At 59.3% G+C, this 22,174-nt stretch carries 20 protein-coding genes; 8 read left to right on the top strand and 12 right to left on the bottom strand.

Annotation, left to right across the window (positions count from 1 at the left end):
- Positions 1-109: 109 nt before the first annotated feature.
- The 4 genes from thrC to xerD all read right to left on the bottom strand — a co-directional run bounded on the left by thrC (position 110) and on the right by xerD (position 4,908).
- On the bottom strand, positions 110-1,519 hold the full coding sequence (gene thrC, locus M5G20_RS19695; protein ID WP_273920423.1) for a threonine synthase: 1,410 nt from the start codon (positions 1,517-1,519) through the stop codon (positions 110-112).
- A gap of 66 nt (positions 1,520-1,585) precedes the next feature.
- A complete protein-coding gene (locus tag M5G20_RS19690; RefSeq protein ID WP_150733799.1) occupies positions 1,586-2,890 on the bottom strand; it encodes a homoserine dehydrogenase in 1,305 nt (434 codons plus the stop codon).
- Positions 2,891-3,024: 134 nt separating this feature from the next.
- Positions 3,025-3,756: a DsbC family protein gene (locus M5G20_RS19685; RefSeq protein ID WP_273920422.1), complete on the bottom strand. Its 732-nt coding sequence runs from the start codon at positions 3,754-3,756 to the stop codon at positions 3,025-3,027.
- 255 nt (positions 3,757-4,011) lie between these two features.
- The gene (gene xerD, locus M5G20_RS19680) at positions 4,012-4,908 is read right to left on the bottom strand and encodes a site-specific tyrosine recombinase XerD (RefSeq protein ID WP_273920421.1); all 897 of its coding nucleotides are present in this window, start codon (positions 4,906-4,908) and stop codon (positions 4,012-4,014) included.
- Positions 4,909-5,016: 108 nt separating this feature from the next.
- Here xerD and M5G20_RS19675 point away from each other — a divergent pair, with 108 nt between their 5' ends.
- The gene (locus M5G20_RS19675; RefSeq protein ID WP_273920419.1) at positions 5,017-6,828 is read left to right on the top strand and encodes a cation:proton antiporter; all 1,812 of its coding nucleotides are present in this window, start codon (positions 5,017-5,019) and stop codon (positions 6,826-6,828) included.
- 58 nt (positions 6,829-6,886) lie between these two features.
- Here the strand turns inward: M5G20_RS19675 and rplS are convergent, their stop codons facing one another.
- The 5 genes from rplS to ffh all read right to left on the bottom strand — a co-directional run bounded on the left by rplS (position 6,887) and on the right by ffh (position 10,458).
- Positions 6,887-7,237 (bottom strand): 50S ribosomal protein L19, encoded by a 351-nt coding sequence (rplS, locus tag M5G20_RS19670; protein ID WP_003175895.1) that lies wholly within the window; start codon positions 7,235-7,237, stop codon positions 6,887-6,889.
- Between the two features lie 45 nt (positions 7,238-7,282).
- A complete protein-coding gene (gene trmD, locus M5G20_RS19665; protein ID WP_150733803.1) occupies positions 7,283-8,035 on the bottom strand; it encodes a tRNA (guanosine(37)-N1)-methyltransferase TrmD in 753 nt (250 codons plus the stop codon).
- A gap of 2 nt (positions 8,036-8,037) precedes the next feature.
- Positions 8,038-8,574 (bottom strand): ribosome maturation factor RimM, encoded by a 537-nt coding sequence (rimM, locus tag M5G20_RS19660; protein ID WP_034149001.1) that lies wholly within the window; start codon positions 8,572-8,574, stop codon positions 8,038-8,040.
- Between the two features lie 5 nt (positions 8,575-8,579).
- A complete protein-coding gene (gene rpsP / locus M5G20_RS19655; protein WP_003198088.1) occupies positions 8,580-8,831 on the bottom strand; it encodes a 30S ribosomal protein S16 in 252 nt (83 codons plus the stop codon).
- Between the two features lie 250 nt (positions 8,832-9,081).
- Positions 9,082-10,458, bottom strand: a complete 1,377-nt coding sequence (gene ffh / locus M5G20_RS19650) for a signal recognition particle protein (protein ID WP_075945558.1) — start codon at positions 10,456-10,458, stop codon at positions 9,082-9,084.
- A gap of 210 nt (positions 10,459-10,668) precedes the next feature.
- Between ffh and M5G20_RS19645 the strand changes: the two genes are divergently transcribed.
- The 5 genes from M5G20_RS19645 (at position 10,669) to rlmF (ending at position 18,553) form a co-directional block, all read left to right on the top strand.
- A complete protein-coding gene (locus tag M5G20_RS19645; protein WP_212626640.1) occupies positions 10,669-11,481 on the top strand; it encodes a cytochrome C assembly family protein in 813 nt (270 codons plus the stop codon).
- Between the two features lie 12 nt (positions 11,482-11,493).
- Entirely contained in the window at positions 11,494-12,738 is a 1,245-nt protein-coding gene (locus M5G20_RS19640; protein WP_273920417.1) for a transporter associated domain-containing protein, read from the top strand.
- Positions 12,739-12,978: 240 nt separating this feature from the next.
- Positions 12,979-14,295 (top strand): MFS transporter, encoded by a 1,317-nt coding sequence (locus tag M5G20_RS19635; protein WP_273920416.1) that lies wholly within the window; start codon positions 12,979-12,981, stop codon positions 14,293-14,295.
- A 167-nt stretch (positions 14,296-14,462) separates the two neighbouring features.
- A complete protein-coding gene (locus tag M5G20_RS19630; RefSeq protein ID WP_273920415.1) occupies positions 14,463-17,309 on the top strand; it encodes a valine--tRNA ligase in 2,847 nt (948 codons plus the stop codon).
- A 218-nt stretch (positions 17,310-17,527) separates the two neighbouring features.
- Positions 17,528-18,553: a 23S rRNA (adenine(1618)-N(6))-methyltransferase RlmF gene (gene rlmF / locus M5G20_RS19625; protein ID WP_273920414.1), complete on the top strand. Its 1,026-nt coding sequence runs from the start codon at positions 17,528-17,530 to the stop codon at positions 18,551-18,553.
- A 183-nt stretch (positions 18,554-18,736) separates the two neighbouring features.
- Here rlmF and M5G20_RS19620 read toward each other — a convergent pair whose 3' ends face one another.
- Positions 18,737-19,018 (bottom strand): HU family DNA-binding protein, encoded by a 282-nt coding sequence (locus M5G20_RS19620; protein ID WP_007905514.1) that lies wholly within the window; start codon positions 19,016-19,018, stop codon positions 18,737-18,739.
- Between the two features lie 395 nt (positions 19,019-19,413).
- On the opposite strand from M5G20_RS19620, the gene yejK reads away from it, so the two are divergent.
- Together yejK and M5G20_RS19610 are read left to right on the top strand one after the other, a co-directional pair.
- Positions 19,414-20,418 carry a nucleoid-associated protein YejK gene (gene yejK / locus M5G20_RS19615; RefSeq protein WP_075945565.1) on the top strand — a complete coding sequence of 335 codons (1,005 nt, stop codon included), beginning with the start codon at positions 19,414-19,416 and terminating at the stop codon, positions 20,416-20,418.
- The gene (locus tag M5G20_RS19610) at positions 20,418-20,768 is read left to right on the top strand and encodes a glutaredoxin family protein (RefSeq protein ID WP_212626638.1); all 351 of its coding nucleotides are present in this window, start codon (positions 20,418-20,420) and stop codon (positions 20,766-20,768) included. Before yejK ends, M5G20_RS19610 begins: the two co-directional genes overlap by 1 nt.
- A 65-nt stretch (positions 20,769-20,833) precedes the next feature.
- Here M5G20_RS19610 and M5G20_RS19605 read toward each other — a convergent pair whose 3' ends face one another.
- Together M5G20_RS19605 and M5G20_RS19600 are read right to left on the bottom strand one after the other, a co-directional pair.
- Positions 20,834-21,769: a glutathione S-transferase family protein gene (locus M5G20_RS19605; protein ID WP_273920411.1), complete on the bottom strand. Its 936-nt coding sequence runs from the start codon at positions 21,767-21,769 to the stop codon at positions 20,834-20,836.
- 88 nt (positions 21,770-21,857) lie between these two features.
- Positions 21,858-22,151 carry a GIY-YIG nuclease family protein gene (locus M5G20_RS19600; RefSeq protein ID WP_273920410.1) on the bottom strand — a complete coding sequence of 98 codons (294 nt, stop codon included), beginning with the start codon at positions 22,149-22,151 and terminating at the stop codon, positions 21,858-21,860.
- Positions 22,152-22,174 lie beyond the last annotated feature (23 nt).

Here is a 22,174-nt window from a genome sequence, read left to right as displayed (position 1 = left end):
GTGCTCGGCTCGCTAGTCCTCAATAAAGGCGATTTACCGGCCAGTGTGGCATGCAAAAACAAGAAAGCCCGTCAGGAGACGGGCTTTCTTGTGTGACAGGTTTTGCCAGTTACAAAGGCTTACCGCGATTGCCATGCTGGCTGACAAAGGCCTGCACGGCTTTCAGGTCGTTCGGCAACACGGTGCAACGCTCGTCTCTCTCAAACAAATCAGAAAGATGTACAGGGAGTTCCAGCGCTTTTCCTACACCGGCTTTCTCCACCGCGTCCGGGAATTTGACCGGGTGCGCTGTGCCGAGGATCACCATCGGGATATCCAGGCTGCGTCGGCATTCGCGCGCGGCCTTGACACCGATCGCGGTATGCGGGTCCAGCACCTCGCCGGTCTGCTCGTAGACTTCGGCAATGGTTTCGCAGGTTTGTGCGTCATCCACGGCCAGAGAGTCGAACAGTTTACGGGCTTCGGTCCAGCGCTCTTGCTCGACGCTGAAACCACCACCTTGCTTGAAGCTGTCCATCAGCCCGGCAATCGCCGCGCCATTGCGACCGTGCAGGTCGAACAGCAGGCGTTCGAAGTTCGACGAGACCATGATGTCCATCGACGGCGACAGCGTCGCGTGCAGGGTTTCCTTGACGTACTGGTTGCCGCTCATGAAGCGGTGCAGGATGTCGTTGCGGTTGGTGGCGACGATCAACTGATTGATCGGCAGGCCCATGTTGCGCGCCAGGTAACCGGCGAAGATGTCGCCGAAGTTGCCGGTCGGCACCGAGAATGACACCGAACGCGCCGGGCCGCCCAACTGCAGGGCTGCGTGGAAGTAGTAAACGATCTGGGCCATGATCCGCGCCCAGTTGATCGAGTTCACCGCCACCAGGCGCGTGCCCTTGAGGAAGCCCTGGTCAGCGAAGCTCGCCTTGACCATTTCCTGGCAGTCATCGAAGTTGCCTTCGATGGCGATGTTGTGGATGTTCTCACCGAAGATCGTGGTCATCTGCCGACGCTGCACTTCGGACACACGGTTGTGCGGGTGCAGGATGAAGATGTCGACGTTTTCGCAGTGCTTGCAACCTTCGATGGCGGCCGAACCGGTATCACCGGAGGTCGCACCGACGATTACCACGCGCTCGCCGCGCTTCTCCAGCACGTAATCGAGCAGGCGACCGAGCAGTTGCAGGGCGAAGTCCTTGAACGCCAGGGTCGGGCCGTGGAACAGCTCCAGCACCCATTCGTTGCCGTTCAACTGACGCAACGGCGCGACGGCGCTGTGGGCGAACACGCCGTAGGTTTTTTCAAGGATCTTTTTGAAATCGGCATCGGGAATGCTGCCGGTCACGAACGGGCGCATGACCCGGAAAGCCAGCTCGTGATACGGCAGGCCGGCCCAGGAAGCGATTTCTTCCTGGGTGAAACGTGGCAGGTTTTCCGGGACGTACAGACCGCCGTCGGTGGCAAGACCTGCCAGCAGGACGTCTTCGAAATTCAGGGCCGGTGCCTGGCCGCGGGTACTGATGTAACGCATGACTGACTCCAATGGACAGTGTTCGTAGTGCCGGGCCCGCAAGCGAACCCGGTCAACGATAACGGCTTAGTTCAGGTGCTCGACACGGATCCGTACAACCGGACCGACCACACCTGCCAAGGCTTCCAAAGCTGCGATGGCGTCGTTGATGCGCTGCTCCACCACGCGGTGGGTCAGCAGGATCATCGGCACCAGGCCGTCGTGTTCTTCGACTTCCTTTTGCATGATCGATTCGATGTTGATGCCGCGCTCCGACAGGATGCTCGCCACCTGGGCCAATACGCCCGGATGGTCCTTGGCCTGGATGCGCAAGTAGTAAGAGCTTTCGCAGGCTTCGATCGGCAGGATCGGGTGCGCGGACAACGAATCCGGCTGGAAGGCCAGGTGCGGTACGCGGTTTTCCGGGTCGGAGGTCATGGCGCGAACCACGTCCACCAGGTCAGCGATCACCGACGAAGCGGTCGGCTCCATGCCGGCACCGGCGCCGTAGAACAGGGTCGAACCGGCAGCGTCGCCGTTGACCATGACCGCGTTCATCACGCCGTTGACGTTGGCGATCAGGCGATCGGCCGGGATCAGCGTCGGGTGCACGCGCAACTCGATACCGGAAGCAGTGCTGCGCGCCACGCCCAGGTGCTTGATACGGTAGCCCAGCGCTTCGGCGTAGTTGACGTCGGCGGTGGTCAGTTTGGTGATGCCTTCGGTGTAAGCCTTGTCGAATTGCAGCGGGATACCGAATGCAATCGACGCCAGGATCGTCAGCTTGTGTGCCGCGTCGATGCCTTCAACGTCGAAAGTCGGGTCGGCTTCGGCATAGCCCAGGGCTTGCGCTTCAGCCAACACGTCTTCAAAGGTCCGGCCTTTCTCACGCATTTCAGTGAGGATGAAGTTACCGGTGCCGTTGATGATGCCGGCCACCCAGTTGATGCGGTTGGCGGACAAACCTTCACGAATTGCCTTGATGACTGGAATGCCACCCGCCACAGCCGCTTCGAACGCAACAATCACGCCCTTCTCGCGAGCCTTGGCGAAAATTTCATTACCGTGAACGGCGATGAGCGCCTTGTTCGCGGTGACCACATGCTTGCCATTCTCGATGGCCTTGAGTACCAGCTCGCGGGCAACGGTGTAGCCGCCTACCAGCTCTATTACGATGTCGATCTCAGGGTTCGTGGCCACTTCGAAGACATCGTTGGTAATCGCAATACCGGTCGTTTGGAACTGAGGCTTTGGCGTGCGCATGGCAATTTGTGCCACTTCGATCCCACGCCCGGCACGACGAGCAATTTCCTCGGCGTTGCGCTGAAGTACGTTGAAGGTACCGCCACCGACGGTCCCTAACCCACAGATGCCTACTTTGACCGGTTTCACTGTGAACTCCCCATAAAACGGCCGACTCAAGGCCGGCCGTGAAAACAGCCGCATGCTCGCGGCTCTCTATTAATGGCCCGGCGATGCTGCTGCCGGAACATGCTCGTCAAAGGCTGGCCGTGACGATGTGAAATTTACTTCGCACTCAGCGCCAGTTTGGCGACTTGTGGCGCAGGCTGGTAGCCCGGAATGAGCTGACCGTCAGCCAAAACGATGGCCGGTGTACCGTTCACGCCAATCGACTGGCCGAGGGCGAACTGCCTGGAAACCGGGTTATCGCACTTGGCAGCCTTGATTTCCTTGCCATCGACCATTTTGTCCATGGCCGCTTTCTTGTCTTTGGAGCACCACACCGCCTGCAATTGCTCGTCACCCGGCGAGCCCAGGCCCTGGCGCGGGAACGCCACGTAACGCACTTCGATACCGCGCTTGTTCAGCTCCGGAATTTCGGCGTGCAGCTTGTGGCAGTACGGGCACGTGGTGTCGGTGAACACGGTGATGTGCGATTTGGTTTCACCGATGGCCGGGTAAACCACGGTTTCAGCGACTGGAATGTCATTGACCAGTTTGGAGATGCCCAGGCGTTCGGTCTTCTCGGTCAGGTTGACCGGTTTGCCGTCCTTGAGCTGGAACATATAGCCCTGAACGACATACTGGCCGTCGGCGCTGGCATACAGCACGCGGCTGCCCTTGAGTTTGACTTCATACAGGCCTGGCAGCGGGCTGGCGGTAATGGTTTCTACCGGCACTTCGAGCTGGAGGTTTTCCAGACTTTTACGAATGGCTTTATCGGCCGCGTCATCGGCGACGGCAAAGGTGCTGACCAACGCAATGGCTGCGGCGGCGAAAATCTGGGTCAGACGCATGAGAACTCCTGAAGGCGGACAAATGGGACGATCAGAACGCCCGTGCCGAAACACCGGGTCATAACCGCCCATCGTGCAAACCGGCAAAGCCTACCACATAAGGTTCGCGTGGCCGAATGCGCCTGTCGCAAGACTTTCAGGACAAGATCATTCCCTGTGGGAGCGAGCCTGCTCGCGAATGCGCAGTGTCAGCTAAATGAAAGCTGGCTGACACTCCCTCCTCGCGAGCAGGCTCGCTCCCACAGGTGTTTTTGTTTAGCCGCGAGGGTGGTGTTTGGCGTGCAGATCCTGCAAGCGTGCGCGGGCGACGTGGGTATAGATCTGGGTCGTCGACAAGTCGCTATGACCGAGCAGCATTTGCACCACCCGCAGATCCGCGCCGTGGTTGAGCAGGTGCGTGGCAAACGCGTGGCGCAAGGTATGCGGCGACAGCGACTTGCCGATCCCCGCGACTTTGGCCTGATGCTTGATCCGGTGCCAGAAGGTCTGACGGGTCATCTGCTCGCCGCGCAGGCTGGGAAACAACACATCACTGGGACGCCCGCCGAGCAGTTCGCCACGGCCATCGCGCATGTAGCGCTCGACCCAGACAATCGCCTCCTCGCCCATCGGCACCAGCCGCTCCTTGCTGCCCTTGCCCATCACTCGCAACACGCCCTGACGCAGGTTGACCTGCTCCAGCGTCAGGCTGATCAGCTCCGTCACACGCAAGCCGCAGGCATAGAGCACTTCGAGCATGGCGCGATCGCGCTGACCGATGGCTTCGCTCAAATCGGGGGCCTTCAGCAGCGCTTCCACATCGGCTTCCGACAAGGATTTGGGCAACGGCCGCCCGAGCTGAGGCATATCGATTCGCAATGTCGGGTCGACCGCGATCAATTTTTCGCGCAGCAAATAACGATAGAAGCCACGCACACCGGAGAGAAATCGTGCGGTGGATCGAGGCTTGTAGTTTTGCTCCAGGCGCCAGGCGAGGTGGTCGAGGATCAACTCGCGGCCGGCGTTGACCAGCTCCAGTCCTTTCTCCTGCAACCAGCCATTGAACAGCGCGAGGTCACTGCGATAGGCCCCACGGGTATTATCGGAAAGGCCTTTCTCCAGCCACAGGGCATCAAGGAACTGGTCTATCAATGGGTGATCGATGGCAGGCATGGGCACTCAAGTCACGCAGCCCTGGGGCAGCGCAAAAAAATAAAAAATGGACAGGAAAACGGCCGCTAGTCTTTCATAGGCCGCCATGACAAGGAACAGGGAGCAGCAATGAGCGAACAGCAGATCTTATTGGCGTTTGGCGGAATCGGTGCGGCGGCGCTGCTCTGTCAATGGCTGGCCTGGCGCCTGAAACTGCCGGCGATCCTTTTTCTGCTGCTGACTGGCATCCTGGTCGGCCCGGTGCTGCATCTGCTCGACCCGCAAGAGATGTTCGGGCCGTTGCTGATGCCATTGGTGTCCCTGGCGGTCGCGCTGATCCTGTTCGAAGGCAGCCTGACCCTGCATCTATCCGAATGGCGTGAAATTGGCAGCGTCGTCCACCGCCTGGTGACCCTCGGCGCCCTTTCCACATGGGTGGTCATTGCGCTGGCCACTCACTGGCTGCTGGATTTCGACTGGATGCTGGCCATCCTGTTCGGCAGCCTGACCCTGGTGACCGGTCCGACCGTGATCGTACCGATGCTGCGCGTCGTGCGCCCGAAAGCCTCGATTGCCAACATCCTGCGCTGGGAAGGAATTGTCATCGACCCGATCGGCGCCCTGCTGGCAGTGGTCGTCTACAGCTTCATCATTGCCAGTGCCGAAGGCCACGGTGTCAAACAAAGCCTGCTGACTTTCGGTGGCGTGATCCTGTGCGGCAGCCTGTTCGGCATTTTTGGTGGTTGGCTGCTGGGCACCCTGATTCGTCGCCAGTGGCTACCGGAATACCTGCATAACCTGGCTGCGCTCGCCGCCGTGCTGGGGATTTTCATAGCCTCGAACGAGGTGACGCATGAATCCGGGTTGCTGGCCGTGACCCTGATGGGCATGTGGCTGGCCAATATGAAAGGCGTGGATGTGCGCCACATCCTGCACTTCAAGGAAAATCTCAGCGTCCTGCTGATTTCCGGGCTGTTCATACTACTGGCAGCGCGCCTTGACCTGAATGCCATGCTCGGTCTCGGGCCATTGGTACTGATTCTGCTGCTGATCATTCAATTCATCGCGCGACCGTTGAACGTGATGCTCAGCACCCTGGGCTCAAGCCTGAACTGGCGCGAACGGGCATTGCTGGCCTGGATTGCACCTCGCGGGATAGTGGCGGCAGCGGTATCGGCCATTTTTGCCATTCGCCTGCATGAAGCGGGTCACGAAAGTGCACTGTTGCTGGTGCCACTGACCTTCGCTGTGATCATCGGCACTGTCGTACTGCAAAGTGCCACAGCGCGTCCATTGGCGCGCCTGTTAAAGGTGGCTGAACCGGCGCCTAGCGGCTTTCTCATCATCGGCGCCAACGGCCCGGCGCGCACGCTGGGCAAAGCGCTGCAACAACTGGGCAGCCGCGTGCTGTTGACTGATTCGAGCTGGGAAAACATCCGGGCGGCGCGCATGGAAGGTTTGCCCACCTATTTCGGCAACCCGGCCTCTCAACATGCCGATGCGCACCTGGACCTGGTGGGGCTTGGGCATTTGCTCGCATTGTCGCCATCCGGCGAACTGAACACACTGGCGTCGATGCGCTTTCGTCATGACTTTGGTCATCAACGCTTGTTCGGGCTGGCCAGTGGTCAAGAGAACCGCCGCACCGACAAGCACCGCGCCAGCCATGAACACCGCGGGCGTTTGCTGGGCAATGAGGAGTTAACCTACGTCAAACTGGCCAATCAGCTGCATCAGGGGGCCGAGTTGTACAGCACGCACCTGACCGAGGGCTTCGGCTGGGAGGATTATCAGGCGTTGCATGGCGAGCGTGCGACACTGCTGTTTGCTCGCGATGACAGTGGCTGGGTGCATGTCGCGACATCCGATAGCGCGGTAAAACCTTCGGCGGGGTGGACGTTGTTGGCGTTGATTCAGCCGCAGGCAAGCGCCGCTGCATAAATCGCAGGCAACAAAAAAGCAGCCCGCAGGCTGCTTTTTTCTGCATCGGAAGCTGGACTTAAGCCAGTTTTTCCTTGATGCGAGCTGCTTTACCAGACAGGTCACGCAGGTAGTACAGCTTGGCTTTACGTACGTCACCGCGACGTTTAACGGCCATGCTGTCGATTTGCGGGCTGTAGGTCTGGAAAGTACGTTCTACGCCAACACCGTTGGAGATTTTACGAACGGTGAATGCACTGTTTACGCCGCGGTTACGCTTGGCGATAACAACACCTTCGAACGCTTGCAGACGCGAACGGTCGCCTTCCTTCACTTTCACCTGAACGACAATGGTGTCGCCCGGGGCAAAGGTAGGGATCTCTTTGGTCATCTGCTCTGCTTCGAGTGCAAGGATGATTTTGTTAGTCATGCTGTGCTCCTAAGGTAAATCGTCGGATCTACCATCGATACGTTGTTAACTATCGTCCCGCTCGCGGATGTATTCCTCGAGCAGCTTCTTCTCTTCTCCAGAAAGCGAGCGGCTTTCCAGAAGATCGGCGCGTCGTTCAAAGGTCCGACCAAGGGACTGCTGTAAACGCCAACGCCGGATGTGCGCGTGATTGCCACTTAGCAATACGTCGGGAACACGCTGATCCGCATACACCTCCGGTCGGGTGTAGTGCGGGCAATCCAGCAAACCATCCGTAAAGGAATCTTCCTCGGCGGAGTCCGCATGCCCTAAAGCTCCAGGCAGCAGTCGTGTAACCGCATCGATCAGGACCATCGCCGGCAGCTCGCCGCCAGACAGTACATAGTCGCCAATCGACCACTCTTCATCGACATGAGCATCAATAAAACGCTCGTCAATGCCTTCATAGCGGCCGGCAATCAGGATCAATGCATCCAGATTCGCCAACTCGCGCACCGCCGACTGAGTCAGTTGACGGCCTTGGGGCGACAGGTAAATCACCTTCGCGCCCTCCCCGGCGGCTGCCTTGGCCTGAACCAGAGCATCTTCCAGGGGCTTGATCTTCATCACCATGCCCGGACCACCGCCAAATGGGCGATCATCCACAGTGTGATGTCGATCCGTCGTGTAGTCTCGCGGGTTCCAACAGGTGAGCTGCAACAGCCCCTGTTTCACCGCCCGACTGGTGATGCCGTACTCGCTGATGGCGGAGAACATCTCGGGAAACAAACTGATCACTTCTACGCGCAAGTTCGCCACGCTTAGAAGTCCGCGTCCCAATCCACCTTCATCTCGCCTGCTGCCAGGTCGATGGCCAACACGCATTGCTCGGTATAGGGCAACAGGCGTTCGCGATCATCCAGGCTGCCAGCGCAAGGCTTGACCACCATTACATCATTCGAGCCGGTCTCCAGCAGGTGATCGATCTTCCCGAACAGTTGCCCGAGGGTGTCGATGACCTTGAGACCTTCCAGCTGGTACCAGTAGTACTCGCCGTCGGTCAGTTCAGGGAACAGGTTGCGCGGCACGCAGATCTCATAACCGGCCAGAAGACGAGCTTCTTCACGATCATCGAGACCCTTGAGCTTTGCGACCAGGAACTTGTCGTTCCCGCGTCCGCTGACCAGCTCTACCTGCTTTACATTGCCGTCACGCTTGAGCGTCCAGGTTTTGTAATCCAGCAGGTTCTTAATCGGATCAGTAAAGGAATAGACCTTCACTTCGCCGCGAACGCCGTGAACAGAATAAATCTTGCCGATAACGATCAAATCATCAGCAACAGCTGGCGTCGCGTTCATATTGCTCAGGCCGCAGCCTTAGCAGATTCCTTCAACAACTGAGCAACGCGCTCAGAAGGTTGTGCACCAACGCTCAGCCAGTAGGCTACGCGCTCTTGGTTCACGGACAGACGAACTTCTTGACCACGAGCAACCGGGTTGAAGAAACCAACCTGTTCCTTGTGCGAACCGTCGCGCGGGTTGCGGCTGTCGGTTACGGTCAAGTGGTAAAACGGGCGCTTTTTGGAGCCGCCAAGGGCAAGACGGATTGTTAGCATGTGAACATCGTTCCTGTAGTCGGTGCTGCAAATCTAAAGGCACAGCGGGCATGGGTGCCCGAAAGGCCGCATATTCTAAGGAATATCCGGACTTTTGCAAATGACTTTTTCCGGCGGCCTATCGGACGCCATCCAGATTTGCTATAGAGCCGTCGTTGAAAACGGCCGGTCAGCTCCCGCCAAGTGCGGGTTTGCTGTGAATCCCACGTCCGTGCGGGTTTGCGCCGACCTGATGGTCGGCGCGGATTCTTTACATTTTTGGCATGCCGCCGCCGGGCAACATACCGCCCATGCCGCGCATCATCTTGGCCATTCCGCCTTTCGCGGAGAATTTCTTCATCATTTTCTGCATCTGCTTGTGCTGCTTGATCAAGCGACCAATGTCCTGCACCTGAGTGCCGGAACCCATGGCGATACGGCGCTTGCGCGAACCACTGATCAGCTCAGGGTCACGGCGCTCGGCCGGGGTCATGGAATTGATGATGGCTTCCATCTGCTTGAACTGCTTCTCTGCCGCATTCTGGGCGTTGCCCATCTGCGCCAGGTTCACACCGCCCATGTTAGGCAGCTTGTCCATGAGCCCGCCGAGGCCGCCCATGTTCTTCATTTGTTGCAGCTGATCGCGGAAGTCTTCGAGGTCGAAGCCCTTGCCCTTCTTCAGCTTCTTGGCCAGTTTGTCGGCCTTGTCCTTGTCGAGGGTCGCTTCCGCCTGCTCGATCAGGCTGAGCACGTCACCCATGCCGAGGATGCGCGAAGCAATACGCTCAGGGTGGAACGGATCGAGCGCTTCGCTCTTCTCGCCCATACCGATGAACTTGATCGGCTTGCCGGTGATGGCACGAACCGACAGCGCGGCACCGCCACGGGCGTCGCCGTCGACCTTGGTCAGGATCACACCCGTCAGCGGCAGCGCATCACCAAAGGCCTTGGCCGTGTTGGCGGCGTCCTGGCCGGTCATGGCGTCGACCACGAACAAGGTTTCTACCGGATTGATCGCGGCATGCAGCGCCTTGATCTCGCCCATCATCTCTTCATCGATGTGCAGGCGACCCGCGGTATCGACGATGACCACGTCGATGAATTTGAGTTTTGCTTCCTTAATAGCCGCTTGCGCGATCTCGACCGGCTTCTGGCTCAGGTCGGAGGGGAAGAAGGTCACACCCACTTCACCGGCGAGCATTTCCAGCTGTTTGATCGCCGCTGGACGGTAAACGTCCGCGGACACGACCATCACCGACTTCTTCTTGCGTTCTTTAAGGAAGCGCGCAAGTTTGCCGGCAGTGGTGGTTTTACCCGCGCCCTGCAAACCGGCCATCAGGATGACCGCTGGCGGCACGGCGCTCAGGTTCAAATCTTCGTTGGCTGCGCCCATCAGGCTTTCGAGTTCGGCCTGGACGATTTTCACAAAGGCCTGGCCCGGCGTCAGGCTGCGCGACACCTCGGTGCCGACAGCGCGCTCCTTGACCGAATTGACGAAGTCCTTGACCACCGGCAGGGCGACGTCGGCTTCGAGCAGCGCCATGCGCACTTCGCGCAGGGTATCTTTGATGTTGTCTTCGGTCAGCTTGGCTTTGCCGGTGACATGGCGCAGCGTCTGCGAGAGACGGTCGGTTAAGTTTTCAAACATTGCGCGATCCTTTCAGGCCCTGTGTAGACCGGGATAATGGCGGCCCGGACCGGACTATAACTGTGCTCGGCGAGCCTGCGGCGTGGGCAGGTCGCGGATTATAGCGAAGACTGCGTCTGGCGGACACCTCGCCGTCAGCTTGCCTGGTCTTTCGTGCCGTGTGGGTTCTATGCCAAACTCAGCGCCTTTCGGGCTTGCCTAACAGGATTTATGCTCCCCTTGTCACCCAGTTTGCTTACCACCCTCGCCGCCGCTTGTTTATATGCCGCTGCGACTATCTATCAAGGCACTCGCCTGGCCAACTGCGCCAAGGCCAACAAGCGCCTGCTGGTCACGCTCGGCGTGCTTGCGGTGCTGGCCCATAGCGCCAGTCTGGTAACCCACCTGCTGACTCCGATCGGCCTGGGCCTGGACTTTTTCAGTGCCGCCAGCCTGATTGCCGCCGCGGTCATCGCCCTGACCCTGCTGGCCTGCTCGCGCATCCCGGTGGAGAACCTGCTGGTTCTGTTGTTTCCCCTCGGCGCATTGACAGTGCTACTGGCGCAGTTCGCCCCCGCCGGCACGGTGCAAATCATCGACGAAGAGCCGGGCATTCTTGCCCATATCCTGCTGTCGATCCTCGCCTACGGGATGTTCACCATTGCGGTGTTCCAGTCACTGCTGCTGCTGGTCCAGGACCATCAGCTCAAGCACAAGCATCCGTCGGGGCTGATCAAGAACTTCCCGCCGCTGCAAACCATGGAAAGCCTGCTCTTCGGTTTCCTCTGGGCCGGTTGGACCCTGCTGTCGATGTCACTGATTTCCGGGTGGCTGTTCGTCGAGAATCTGTTCGCACAGCATCTGGTGCACAAGACCCTGCTGGCCTGTCTGGCCTGGATCGTCTTCAGCGTACTGCTCTGGGGCCGCAACCGCCTCGGCTGGCGCGGACACAAGGCCATTCGCTGGACCCTCGCCGGATTCTGCCTGCTGATGCTGGCGTATTTCGGCAGCAAGCTGGTCCGTGAATACATCCTGCACATCTGACGAGCGGCATTAATGGACGACTTGCCCTTAGGGCCGATGCTCGCTGTAGTGGCCCTGCTGATTTTATGGTCGGGACTGTTTTCCGCCATTGAAGCCGCTCATCAACATTTACTGGCCAAGCGCATCGCTTCGCGCTCAAGCGACAAGCCGCTGGCCAGACTGAACTTCCCGCTCGACAGCCTGATCTTTTGCAACACCCTGTGTCGCGCACTGGTGGTGGTGATTTGCACCTTGCTGGCAATTTTCACCTGGGCGGAAAACGGTCCGTGGGCCGCCTGCCTGGGCGCGGGCGCCATCCTGCTGGTGCTCACCGACTATTTGCCGCGCACCCTCGCCGTCCGCCATCCGGATGCAATCCTCGCCTTTGGCAACAGCTTGCTGCGCGTACCGCTGACTATCGTTTATCCGGCGGCCTGGCTGCTCAATGCCATCAGCCAACTGCTGATCCGCCCGTTCGCCCGCAAAGCCAATGTCGTACAACAGAGCGAAGACGAAGCACAACAAGCCCAGCACGACGATCGCGAACCTGCCGTCCAGCGTACACATCCCCTGCCCGGCATCCATGCGCTGGACAACATCACGGTCAACGACATTCTGGTACCGCGCAGCGAAGTCGACGGGATCAACCTCGATGACCCGATCGAGGACATCATCGAACAACTGCGCAAAAACACCCGCACGCGCCTGCCGGTGTTTCACAGTGATATCAATCAGGTTGAAGCCGTCCTCAACACCCGGCAAATCGGCCACCTGCTGGATGACGGCAGCCTGACACTGGAAGCGCTGATGGAGGGCAGTCGCGAACCGTACTTCGTACCTGAAAGCACCCCGCTGCAACTGCAACTGCTGAACTTCCACAAACAGCAGCGCCGCCTGGGCATGGTCGTCGACGAGTACGGTGAAGTGCTCGGTATCGTGACCCTGGAAGACATTCTCGAAGAAATCGTCGGCGAGTTCGAAAGCCAACAAAGCCTGAACAACCCGCACATCCACCCCCAGGCCGATGGCCGCCTGGTGATTGATGGTGCGGCGTCGATTCGCGACCTCAACAAGAGCCTCGGCTGGCACCTGCCCAGCGATGGCCCGAAAACCCTCAACGGCCTGGTGACCGAGGCGCTGGAAACCATTCCAGACAGCGCGGTATGCCTGAAGATTGGTCGTTATCGCCTGGAAATTCTTGAGACCGAAGACAATCGCGTCACCCGGGTACTGATCTGGCACACCGGCCCAGCCCCCGTCGCGGCCGCCGTCAATTAAGCGCGTTTTCGCCTCTTGTTGAATCGTTAGCCACCTTCCTATAATTCAGGCGCTTACCCAAGCCTCGCCGACCCGGTGCATACCCGCACCTCTCTGGTCCCGGCCTGACCATCAGCCGTATCCGTAACAGACCGACGACTGTTCCTACCTCGAACAGCGACCGTTCCTCCACCCACATCCCTGGGTTCTCCACCATAATAATTCGCTCCACTGGGGCACATGGCTGTCAGGGATAACCGCATGACGACCAGCACGACTTACGACGACGCCACACCTGCGCAACCGACGAACTCGGCCACCCGCGTGGCTACCGCAAGCTTCATCGGCACTGCCATCGAGTTCTACGACTTCTACGTTTATGCCACCGCCGCCGCACTGGTGATCGGCCCGGTGTTCTTTCCACAGACGTCCGGCACGGCGCAGATGCTTTCGGCTTTTCTTACGTTCGGCATCGCGTTCCTGGCGCGACCGCTGGGCTCGGCGCTGTTTGGCCACTTTGGCGACCGTATCGGCCGCAAATCCACCCTCGTGGCCTCGCTACTGCTGATGGGCGTATGCACCACGCTGATCGGCGTGCTGCCCGGTTACGACAGCATCGGCGCCTGGGCTCCGATCCTGCTCTGCGTGCTGCGTTTCGGCCAAGGCCTGGGGCTGGGCGGCGAATGGGGCGGCGCGGCGCTGCTGGCCACGGAGAACGCGCCGAAGGGCAAGCGCGCCTGGTTCGGCATGTTCCCGCAACTCGGCCCGTCCATTGGCTTTCTCGCGGCGAACGGCCTGTTTCTCACGCTGGCCGTGGCACTGGACGACGAACAGTTCCGTTCGTGGGGCTGGCGGATTCCGTTCTTGCTCAGTGCTGCGCTGGTGATGGTCGGCCTGTACGTGCGCCTCAAGCTTCACGAAACACCGGTTTTCGCCAACGCCGTCGCTCGCCAGGAACGGGTGAAGATCCCGCTGGTCGAGCTGTTCAGCCAATACTGGATGCCAGTGCTGCTGGGGGCTGGCTCCATGGTGGTGTGCTACGCGCTGTTCTACATCTCGACCGTGTTCTCGCTGAGTTATGGCGTCGCGACACTTGGCTACAGCCGCGAAACCTTTCTCGGCCTGCTGTGCTTTGCCGTGTTGTTCATGGCTGCCGCCACCCCGCTGTCTGCCTGGGCCAGTGACCGCTACGGACGCAAACCGGTGCTGATCATCGGTGGCGTGCTGGCGATTCTGTCGGGCTTCCTGATGGAGCCATTGCTGACCCAGGGCTCGACCTGGGGTGTGGCGCTGTTCCTGTGCATCGAGCTTTTTTTGATGGGCGTGACGTTTGCGCCGATGGGTGCACTGCTGCCGGAACTGTTTCCGACCCATGTGCGATATACCGGCGCCTCCGCCGCCTACAACCTGGGTGGGATTGTCGGGGCCTCCGCGGCGCCCTTCTTCGCGCAGAAACTGGTGGCACTGGGTGGCTTGAGTTATGTCGGCGGGTACGTGTCCGGTGCGGCGGTGCTGAGTTTGATTGCGGTGCTGTGCCTGAAGGAAACACGGCATAACGATTTGAATCGCATCGCCTGATAGATCGCCATGGCGAGCAGGCTCGCTCCCACAGGGATATCTATCCCTGTGGGTCAATTTGCCACAATTTTCCCCCGCCCATTGTCACCTCGCTCTACGCGCCTCCGCTTATCCCCGCTATACTTCCCGGCTTTTCCTGAATAAATGCCAATAGGGTCCCGCCGCGCATGGATAAGACCTACCAGCCGCACGCCATTGAAACTTCCTGGTACAACACCTGGGAGTCAGAGAATTACTTCGCCCCGCAAGGCGCGGGCGAGTCCTACACCATCATGATCCCGCCGCCGAACGTCACCGGCAGCCTGCACATGGGTCATGGCTTCAACAACGCGATCATGGACGCCCTGATCCGTTTCCGCCGCATGCAGGGTCGCAACACCTTGTGGCAGCCAGGCACTGACCACGCCGGTATCGCGACGCAAATGCTGGTTGAGCGTCAACTGGAAGCCCAGGGCCAGAATCGTCACGATCTGGGCCGAGAAAAATTCCTCGAGAAAGTCTGGGAGTGGAAAGACCAGTCGGGCGGCAATATCAGCCGTCAGATCCGTCGCCTCGGCTCGTCCGTGGACTGGAGCCGTGAGCGCTTCACCATGGACGACGGCCTCTCGGAAGCCGTGAAAGAAGCGTTTGTACGCCTGCACGAAGACGGTCTGATCTACCGAGGCAAGCGCCTGGTCAACTGGGATACCAAGTTGCACACGGCGATTTCCGACCTCGAAGTGGAAAACCACGATGAGAAAGGTTTCCTGTGGAACCTCAAGTATCCCCTGGCTGACGGCGCCAAGACCGCTGAAGGCAATGACTTCCTGATCGTCGCGACCACTCGCCCGGAAACCATGCTCGGCGACGCCGCCGTCGCGGTTAATCCGAACGACGAACGCTACAAAGCCCTGATCGGCAAATTTGTCGAGCTGCCACTGGTTGGCCGCCGCATCCCGATCATCGCCGACGATTACTGCGACCCTGAATTCGGCACCGGCTGCGTGAAAATCACCCCGGCCCACGATTTCAACGACTACGAAGTCGGCAAGCGTCACAACCTGCCGCTGCTGAACATCTTCGACAAGAACGCAGCAGTCCTGCCGGCCTGCCAGGTGTTCAACCTCGACGGTACGCTGAACGAAACCATCGACGGCAAGATCCCGGCCGAATACGCCGGCCTTGACCGCTTCGAAGCGCGCAAGCAGATCGTCGCTGCGTTCGAAGCTGCGGGCCTGTTGGTCAGCGTCGACGATCACGGCCTGAAAGTGCCGAAGGGCGATCGCTCAGGCACCATCATCGAGCCTTGGCTGACCGACCAGTGGTACGTGTCCACCAAACCGCTGGCCGAGCCTGCGATTGCCGCCGTTGAAGACGGCCGCATCCAGTTTGTGCCCAAGCAATACGAAAACATGTACTTCTCGTGGATGCGCGACATCCAGGACTGGTGCATCAGCCGTCAGCTGTGGTGGGGCCACCGGATCCCGGCCTGGTACGACGAGTCAGGCAAGGTCTATGTCGGTCGCGACGAAGCCGAAGTGCGTGCCAAGCACAACCTCGGCCCGGACGTGGCGCTGCAACAGGACAACGACGTTCTCGACACCTGGTTCAGTTCGGGCCTGTGGACATTCTCCACTCTCGGCTGGCCGGAACAGACCGAGTTCCTGAAGAAATTCCACTCCACCGACGTGCTGGTCACTGGCTTCGATATCATTTTCTTCTGGGTTGCCCGGATGATCATGCTCACCATGCATCTGGTGAAAAACGAAGACGGCACGCCGCAGGTTCCGTTCAAGACTGTGTATGTTCACGGTCTGGTGCGAGATGGCCAGGGCCAGAAGATGTCCAAGTCCAAGGGCAACGTCCTGGACCCACTGGACATCATCGACGGCATCGAGCTGGAAGAATTGGTGCAGAAACGCACCTCCGGCATGATGCAGCCGAAACTGGCAAAGAAAATCGAGAAGCAGACCCGCGAAGAGTTTGCCGAAGGCATCGCCAGCTACGGCACCGACGCCCTGCGCTTCACGTTCTGCTCGCTGGCGTCGACCGGCCGCGACATCAAGTTCGACATGGGTCGCGTTGAAGGCTATCGCAACTTCTGCAACAAGATCTGGAACGCCGCGCGCTACGTGCTGGACAAGGGCGAAGACTGCGGCCAGAACGGCGAGGCCTTTGAGCTGTCACTGGCTGACCGCTGGATCATTTCGCAGCTGCAACGCACCGAAGCCGAAGTGACTCGTCAGCTGGATCAGTTCCGTTTCGACCTGGCGGCACAAGCCCTGTACGAGTTCATCTGGAACCAGTATTGCGACTGGTACCTGGAACTGTCCAAACCTGTGCTGTGGGATGAAAACGCGCCGGTCGAGCGTCAGCGCGGCACTCGTCGCACGCTGGTTCGCGTAATGGAAGTGGCCCTGCGCCTGGCGCACCCGTTCATGCCGTTCATCACCGAAGAAATCTGGCAGCGCATCGCGCCGCTGGCCGGTATCGAGGGCAAGACGATCATGCTGCAACCTTGGCCAGTGGCCAACGAAACACGCATCGATCAGGCGGCCGAAGACGACATCGAATGGCTCAAGGGCCTGATGCTCGGCACGCGGAACATCCGTGGCGAGATGAACATCGGGCCGGGCAAACCGCTGCCGTTGTTCCTGAAAAATGTCAGCACTGAAGATCAGCGTCGCCTGACCGAGAACGAAGCCTTGCTGAAGAAGCTGGCGCGTCTGGAATCGATCACCGTACTGGCTGCGGGCGAAGAAGCACCGCTGTCCGCCACTGCCCTGGTTGGCGAGATGGAAGTGCTGGTGCCCATGGCTGGCCTGATCGACAAAGGTGCCGAGCTGGCGCGTCTGGACAAGGAAATCCAGCGCCTGCAAGGCGAAGTACAACGCGTCGGCGGCAAGCTGTCCAACGCCGGTTTCGTTGACAAGGCACCCGCCGAAGTCATCGAGAAAGAACGCGCCAAACTGGCCGAAGCCGAACAGGCGCTGGGCAAGCTGGCCGAGCAGCATGCGCGGATTGCCAGCCTGTAACGGCGAATCGCAATGAAAAAGGGAGGCCCATGTGGCCTCCCTTTTTTATGCCACATTGTCCACCCCCCTGACCTCCTGTGGAAGCGAGCCTGCTCGCGAAGACGCAGTGTCAGCCAACATCAATGCTCAATGACAAACCGCATTTGCGAGCAGGCTCGCTCCCACAGGATGTGGGACAATACCCGCCACTTTTAGCCATACCCGAATCGACCACCGCCATGACCGCCCCCCGTACACCGAAACCTGCGCGCAAAAAGCCTGAGTCCGCGACCCCGGCCAAAGCCGTGGAACCGCGCGAGAAGGCCAGCCTGCATCCGCGCAATCGCCATCAAGGTCGCTACGACTTCCCGGCGCTGATCAAAACCACGCCGGAACTGGCGAAATTCGTGATCATCAACCCGTATGGCAAGGAAAGCATCGACTTCGCCAGCCCGGACGCGGTACGCGTGTTCAACCGCGCGCTACTGAAGTCGTTCTATGGCATCGCCCATTGGGACATTCCGGCCGATTATCTATGCCCACCGGTACCGGGCCGTGCCGACTACGTGCACTTCCTGGCCGATCTGCTGGCCGCAGGCAACGACGGTGTGATCCCGCGTGGCGCGGCGGTTAAGGTGCTGGACGTGGGCATGGGCGCGAATTGCGTGTATCCGCTGATCGGACATAGCGACTATCGCTGGCAGTTCCTCGGCTCGGAAATCGACGCCACAGCCCTGGCCTCCGCCAAAGCCATCGTGCAATCCAATGGGCTGAACAAGGCCATCCAGTTGCGCCAGCAGAGCAATCCCAAGCACATCCTGCTGGGGTTGCTCGAACCCGGTGAACGTTTTGACCTGACCATGTGTAACCCGCCATTCCACGCCTCGCTGGAGGAAGCGACCAAGGGCAGCACGCGCAAATGGCGGGCACTGGGCAAGGCCGATCCGAAGCGCAAACTGCCGGTGCTGAACTTTGGTGGCCAGGCGGCGGAATTGTGGTGCGAGGGTGGCGAGGCGCGATTCGTCACACAACTGATCGCCGAGAGTGCGCAGGTCAGCCAGCAGGCGTTGTGGTTCAGCACCCTGGTGTCGAAAGCCTCGAACCTGCCGGCCATCCAGACTGCGCTGAAAAAAGCAGGTGTGCTGCAAAGCCAAGTGGTGGAAATGTCCCAGGGGCAGAAGCAGAGCCGCTTCGTGGCCTGGACCTTCAAGACCCAATCCGAGCAGCAGATCTGGCGTCGCGAGCGTTGGGTGCAGAAAAGCTGAAGTCAGTCAGCCTTGCGGAAGCGAGCCTGCTCGCGAATACGGTGTCTCAGTCGAATTCAATGACACTGATCCAGCGCAATCGCGAGCAGGCTCGCACAATGGTTATAGCGTGTTCGTGGCAAATCGCAGGCACAAAAAAACCGTGCCCGGATTGCTCCAGCGCACGGCTTTTTTTAACAAGTCTTACTTGTTAACAGCGTCGGTCAGGCCTTTGGCCACAACCAGCTTGATCACTTTCTTGGCAGCGATTTCGATGGCAGCGCCAGTCGAAGGGTTGCGGCCGGTACGGGCAGGACGCTCAGTCACTTTCAGCTTGCCGATACCTGGCAAAGTAATTTCGCCGCCGTTTTCCAGCTGATCAGCAACGATTTGGCCCAGTTGGTCCAGAGCGTTACGCGCGGTGGTTTTTGGCGCGTCGATAGCTTCAGCGATGTCGGCGATCAGTTGGTCTTTAGTAAGAGCCATGTAGTGTTCCTTCCCTATCAAATTCATATGGATTGCAGAGTGCAATGTCAGCCATCGAGCCCGATCTTCTGGATCTGGCACCCTCGGCGAATAACCTCGGGATCGGGGTTATAGATACCGAAATCAGGGTTTGGTTCGACCTGACAAAAGCTGACTGCAGGCTTAACGCAGTGACTTCGCGCAAGACCGGGCAAAACTAGCACAGAGACGGGGAAATATCCGCCTCTAGCTACCCATTTGGTCAGCTTTATTGCTTTAAACCGGGAAAAAACCGCATAAGCGTCACCGGCCACCCCGGAATCGCTCTTCGCACCGCGCCAAAACCAGCGGTTGCGGTACACTGAGCGCTTTTTCGGGGGAGCCTGCCCTCCTCTCTTCAATCAGCCGAGAAGCCCATGCCGATCCGTCATTGCATCGTCCACCTGATCGACAAAAAACCCGACGGTACGCCTGCAGTTCTCCACGCTCGCGACTCTGAACTGGCCGAGTCCGCAGCCATCGAGAACATGCTTGCCGACCTCAATGAAAGCTACAACGCCAAGCAAGGCAAGGCCTGGGGTCTGTTTCATCCGGAGTCCGGTGCCTTTCCATTCAGCGGCTGGTTGAAGGAGTATCTCGACGGCGCTCAGGACTTCACCGCCTTCAGCCGCGTAGCAGTGGAACACCTGCAAAAGCTGATGGAAGAATCCAACCTCTCGGTCGGTGGGCACGTGCTGTTCGCGCACTATCAACAAGGCATGACCGACTATCTCGCGATCGCCCTGCTGCACCACAGCGAAGGCGTGGCCGTGACCGACGAACTGGATGTAACCCCGTCACGCCACCTCGACCTGGGCCAGTTGCATCTGGCGGCGCGGATCAACGTGTCCGAGTGGCAGAACAACAAACAATCCAAGCAGTACATTTCGTTTATCAAAGGCAAGAATGGCAAGAAAGTCTCGGAATACTTCCGCGACTTCATCGGTTGCCAGGAAGGCGTCGACGGCCCGGGCGAGACCCGTACCTTGCTCAAGGCGTTCAGCGACTTCGTCGAAAGCGAAGACTTGCCGGAAGACGACGCTCGCGAGAAGACCAAGACCCTGGTCGACTACGCCAGCAGCCAGGCCAAAATGGGTGAGCCGATGGGCCTTGAAGAGCTCTCTGGGCTGATCGATGAAGATCGCCCCAAGGCTTTCTATGACCACATCCGCAACAAGGACTACGGGCTGTCGCCGGAGATTCCGGCCGATAAACGCACCCTCAACCAGTTCCGTCGTTTCACTGGTCGTGCCGAAGGCCTGTCGATCAGTTTCGAGGCACACCTGCTGGGCTCGAAGATCGAGTATGACGAAGAAGCCGGTACGCTGATCATCAAAGGCTTGCCGACCTCGCTGACTGACCAGCTCAAGCGACGTAACTGATGCTCGGTAACGTCCTGAAGAAATGCCTGCTGATCCTGCTGGTGGTGGTGGTCTATCAGAACTGGGGCAAGATCGAGCGGGTGTTCAACCCCTCGCAAGTGGTGTCCGAGCAGACCCAGGCCAAGGCCAACGTCGTGCTCTACGCCACCGAATGGTGTGGCTACTGCAAACTGACCCGGCGCTTTCTCGATCAGAAAGGCATTCCGTACAAGGAATTCGATATCGAAAAAGATGCCGTGGCGCGCAAGGATTACGAGGCGCTGGGTGGTGGCGGGATTCCGATCATCGATGTGAACGGAACACTGATTCGCGGGTATGACCCGGATGCGATTCTGGCTGCATTGAAGTAATCCATCAGATACACACGATGCTATGGCGAGGGAGCTTGCTCCCTCGCCATAGGTGAATGCCTGAGTCAGCAGGCTTCGATGCGGAAACCAAAGCGCGGGAAGTGCACATGCACCACACCGCCACGTTCGTCTTCGCGGCGCACGATCAATTCCTCGCTCCCCGCAAACAACAACTCACCCGCCACCGGATCGACGCCATAGTCGGTCGCGGCAATGATCACCTTCTGGCCAGCCTTGAACCCATTCGGATCTTCAAACACTTCATCCGGCAATGCCGCCGGCGTAGCGTTGCGTGCAACCTCCAGCGCTTCTTCAGAAGTCATCTCGCTCGGCGCACCGTGGCCGAAACCCAGTACACGCGACAACCATGCCGAGACCGCCGGATAGTTATCCACAAGCGGCGAGGTCACGGGCGTTGCCTTGAGGAACCACATCGGGTGTGCGAGTGCGAAGTCGGCAATCGAGGGCTCGCCGAACAGATAATCGCCCTGCTCACGCTGCAACTGTTGCTCCAGGCGCGACATGATTGTCGGCCATTGATGCTTGGCCTGCTCGGCGGACAGTTTGGTCGCACTGCCACCGCTGAACAATCCGGCGCGGTCAGCGAGAAACGCCTTGATCGCTTCCGGCGGCAAATTGCCGAAGCGAACGGCGACCGATTCCGGTTGAAACACCAGGCTGACCGCGTGCTGGAACACCACCGAGTCGGCCCACGTGGCGAACGAAGCGGCGATCATTTCCTGGCCTTCCGGGAAGAACGCCGGCAGGGCTTTTTCCTGTTCCAGCCGACGGGCAATCAGTGCCGTATCGCAATAGATGTCCGCGCCGATCTGCAACACCGGCGTCTTGCGGTAGCCACCGGTCAGGGCGGTGAGATCGGGTTTTGGCATCACCGGCGAGATCTTTACCGAACGCCAGGACAACCCTTTGAAACCCAGCAGCAACCGCGCCTTTTCCGCAAAGGGCGACGTGGGGTAATGATGCAGAATCAACTCGGACATGCTCGGCTCCGCCGCAAAGATCAGGAGCCCGCAGCTTAGCGTGCAAACGCTTAGCAGCCTACAGATCTGCCTGATGGGAACCCATCAGTCAGATTGATAAGGCCGCAGCGGCACTCGCCACCAGGCATTCCTTGGCGCTTTTGCGAAGTTTTTTGATCAGCCGTTCCTGACGCAACGCTTCGCTTTTGTCACGGCAGGCTTCGGTGTAGACCAGCGCCATGGCCGGGCTGGACAGAAAAAACCGTGCGCCCTTGCCGCTTTGATGCTTGGCGAAACGGCGCACCGGATCGTCGCTGATCCCGCAATAGAGCGAACCATTGGCCGCGCGCACGAGGTAAACGAACCAGGGTTTGCTGATGGGGGATTCGCTTGGGCTGTTCACGTCACGATCAGGGCTTGAAAGGA

The organism is Pseudomonas sp. TNT2022 ID1044 (assembly GCF_028656895.1).
Taxonomy (GTDB): Bacteria; Pseudomonadota; Gammaproteobacteria; order Pseudomonadales; family Pseudomonadaceae; genus Aquipseudomonas; species Aquipseudomonas reinekei.
The sequence above is the reverse complement of the archived record's forward strand: the minus strand, read 5'-3'. Positions and strand labels throughout refer to the sequence as shown.

Excerpts from the sequence above, each read along its gene's own strand:
- M5G20_RS19685 (WP_273920422.1), bottom strand. The coding sequence starts at position 3,756 with ATGCGTCTGACCCAGATTTTCGCCGCCGCAGCCATTGCGTTGGTCAGC.
- M5G20_RS19640 (WP_273920417.1), top strand. The coding sequence starts at position 11,494 with ATGGACGACTTGCCCTTAGGGCCGATGCTCGCTGTAGTGGCCCTGCTG.
- xerD (WP_273920421.1), bottom strand. The coding sequence starts at position 4,908 with ATGCCTGCCATCGATCACCCATTGATAGACCAGTTCCTTGATGCCCTG.
- rpsP (WP_003198088.1), bottom strand. The coding sequence starts at position 8,831 with ATGCTAACAATCCGTCTTGCCCTTGGCGGCTCCAAAAAGCGCCCGTTT.
- rimM (WP_034149001.1), bottom strand. The coding sequence starts at position 8,574 with ATGAACGCGACGCCAGCTGTTGCTGATGATTTGATCGTTATCGGCAAG.
- yejK (WP_075945565.1), top strand. The coding sequence starts at position 19,414 with ATGCCGATCCGTCATTGCATCGTCCACCTGATCGACAAAAAACCCGAC.
- M5G20_RS19620 (WP_007905514.1), bottom strand. The coding sequence starts at position 19,018 with ATGGCTCTTACTAAAGACCAACTGATCGCCGACATCGCTGAAGCTATC.
- thrC (WP_273920423.1), bottom strand. The coding sequence starts at position 1,519 with ATGCGTTACATCAGTACCCGCGGCCAGGCACCGGCCCTGAATTTCGAA.
- ffh (WP_075945558.1), bottom strand. The coding sequence starts at position 10,458 with ATGTTTGAAAACTTAACCGACCGTCTCTCGCAGACGCTGCGCCATGTC.
- M5G20_RS19635 (WP_273920416.1), top strand. The coding sequence starts at position 12,979 with ATGACGACCAGCACGACTTACGACGACGCCACACCTGCGCAACCGACG.
- M5G20_RS19610 (WP_212626638.1), top strand. The coding sequence starts at position 20,418 with ATGCTCGGTAACGTCCTGAAGAAATGCCTGCTGATCCTGCTGGTGGTG.
- rlmF (WP_273920414.1), top strand. The coding sequence starts at position 17,528 with ATGACCGCCCCCCGTACACCGAAACCTGCGCGCAAAAAGCCTGAGTCC.
- M5G20_RS19605 (WP_273920411.1), bottom strand. The coding sequence starts at position 21,769 with ATGTCCGAGTTGATTCTGCATCATTACCCCACGTCGCCCTTTGCGGAA.
- M5G20_RS19645 (WP_212626640.1), top strand. The coding sequence starts at position 10,669 with ATGCTCCCCTTGTCACCCAGTTTGCTTACCACCCTCGCCGCCGCTTGT.
- rplS (WP_003175895.1), bottom strand. The coding sequence starts at position 7,237 with ATGACTAACAAAATCATCCTTGCACTCGAAGCAGAGCAGATGACCAAA.
- M5G20_RS19675 (WP_273920419.1), top strand. The coding sequence starts at position 5,017 with ATGAGCGAACAGCAGATCTTATTGGCGTTTGGCGGAATCGGTGCGGCG.
- M5G20_RS19630 (WP_273920415.1), top strand. The coding sequence starts at position 14,463 with ATGGATAAGACCTACCAGCCGCACGCCATTGAAACTTCCTGGTACAAC.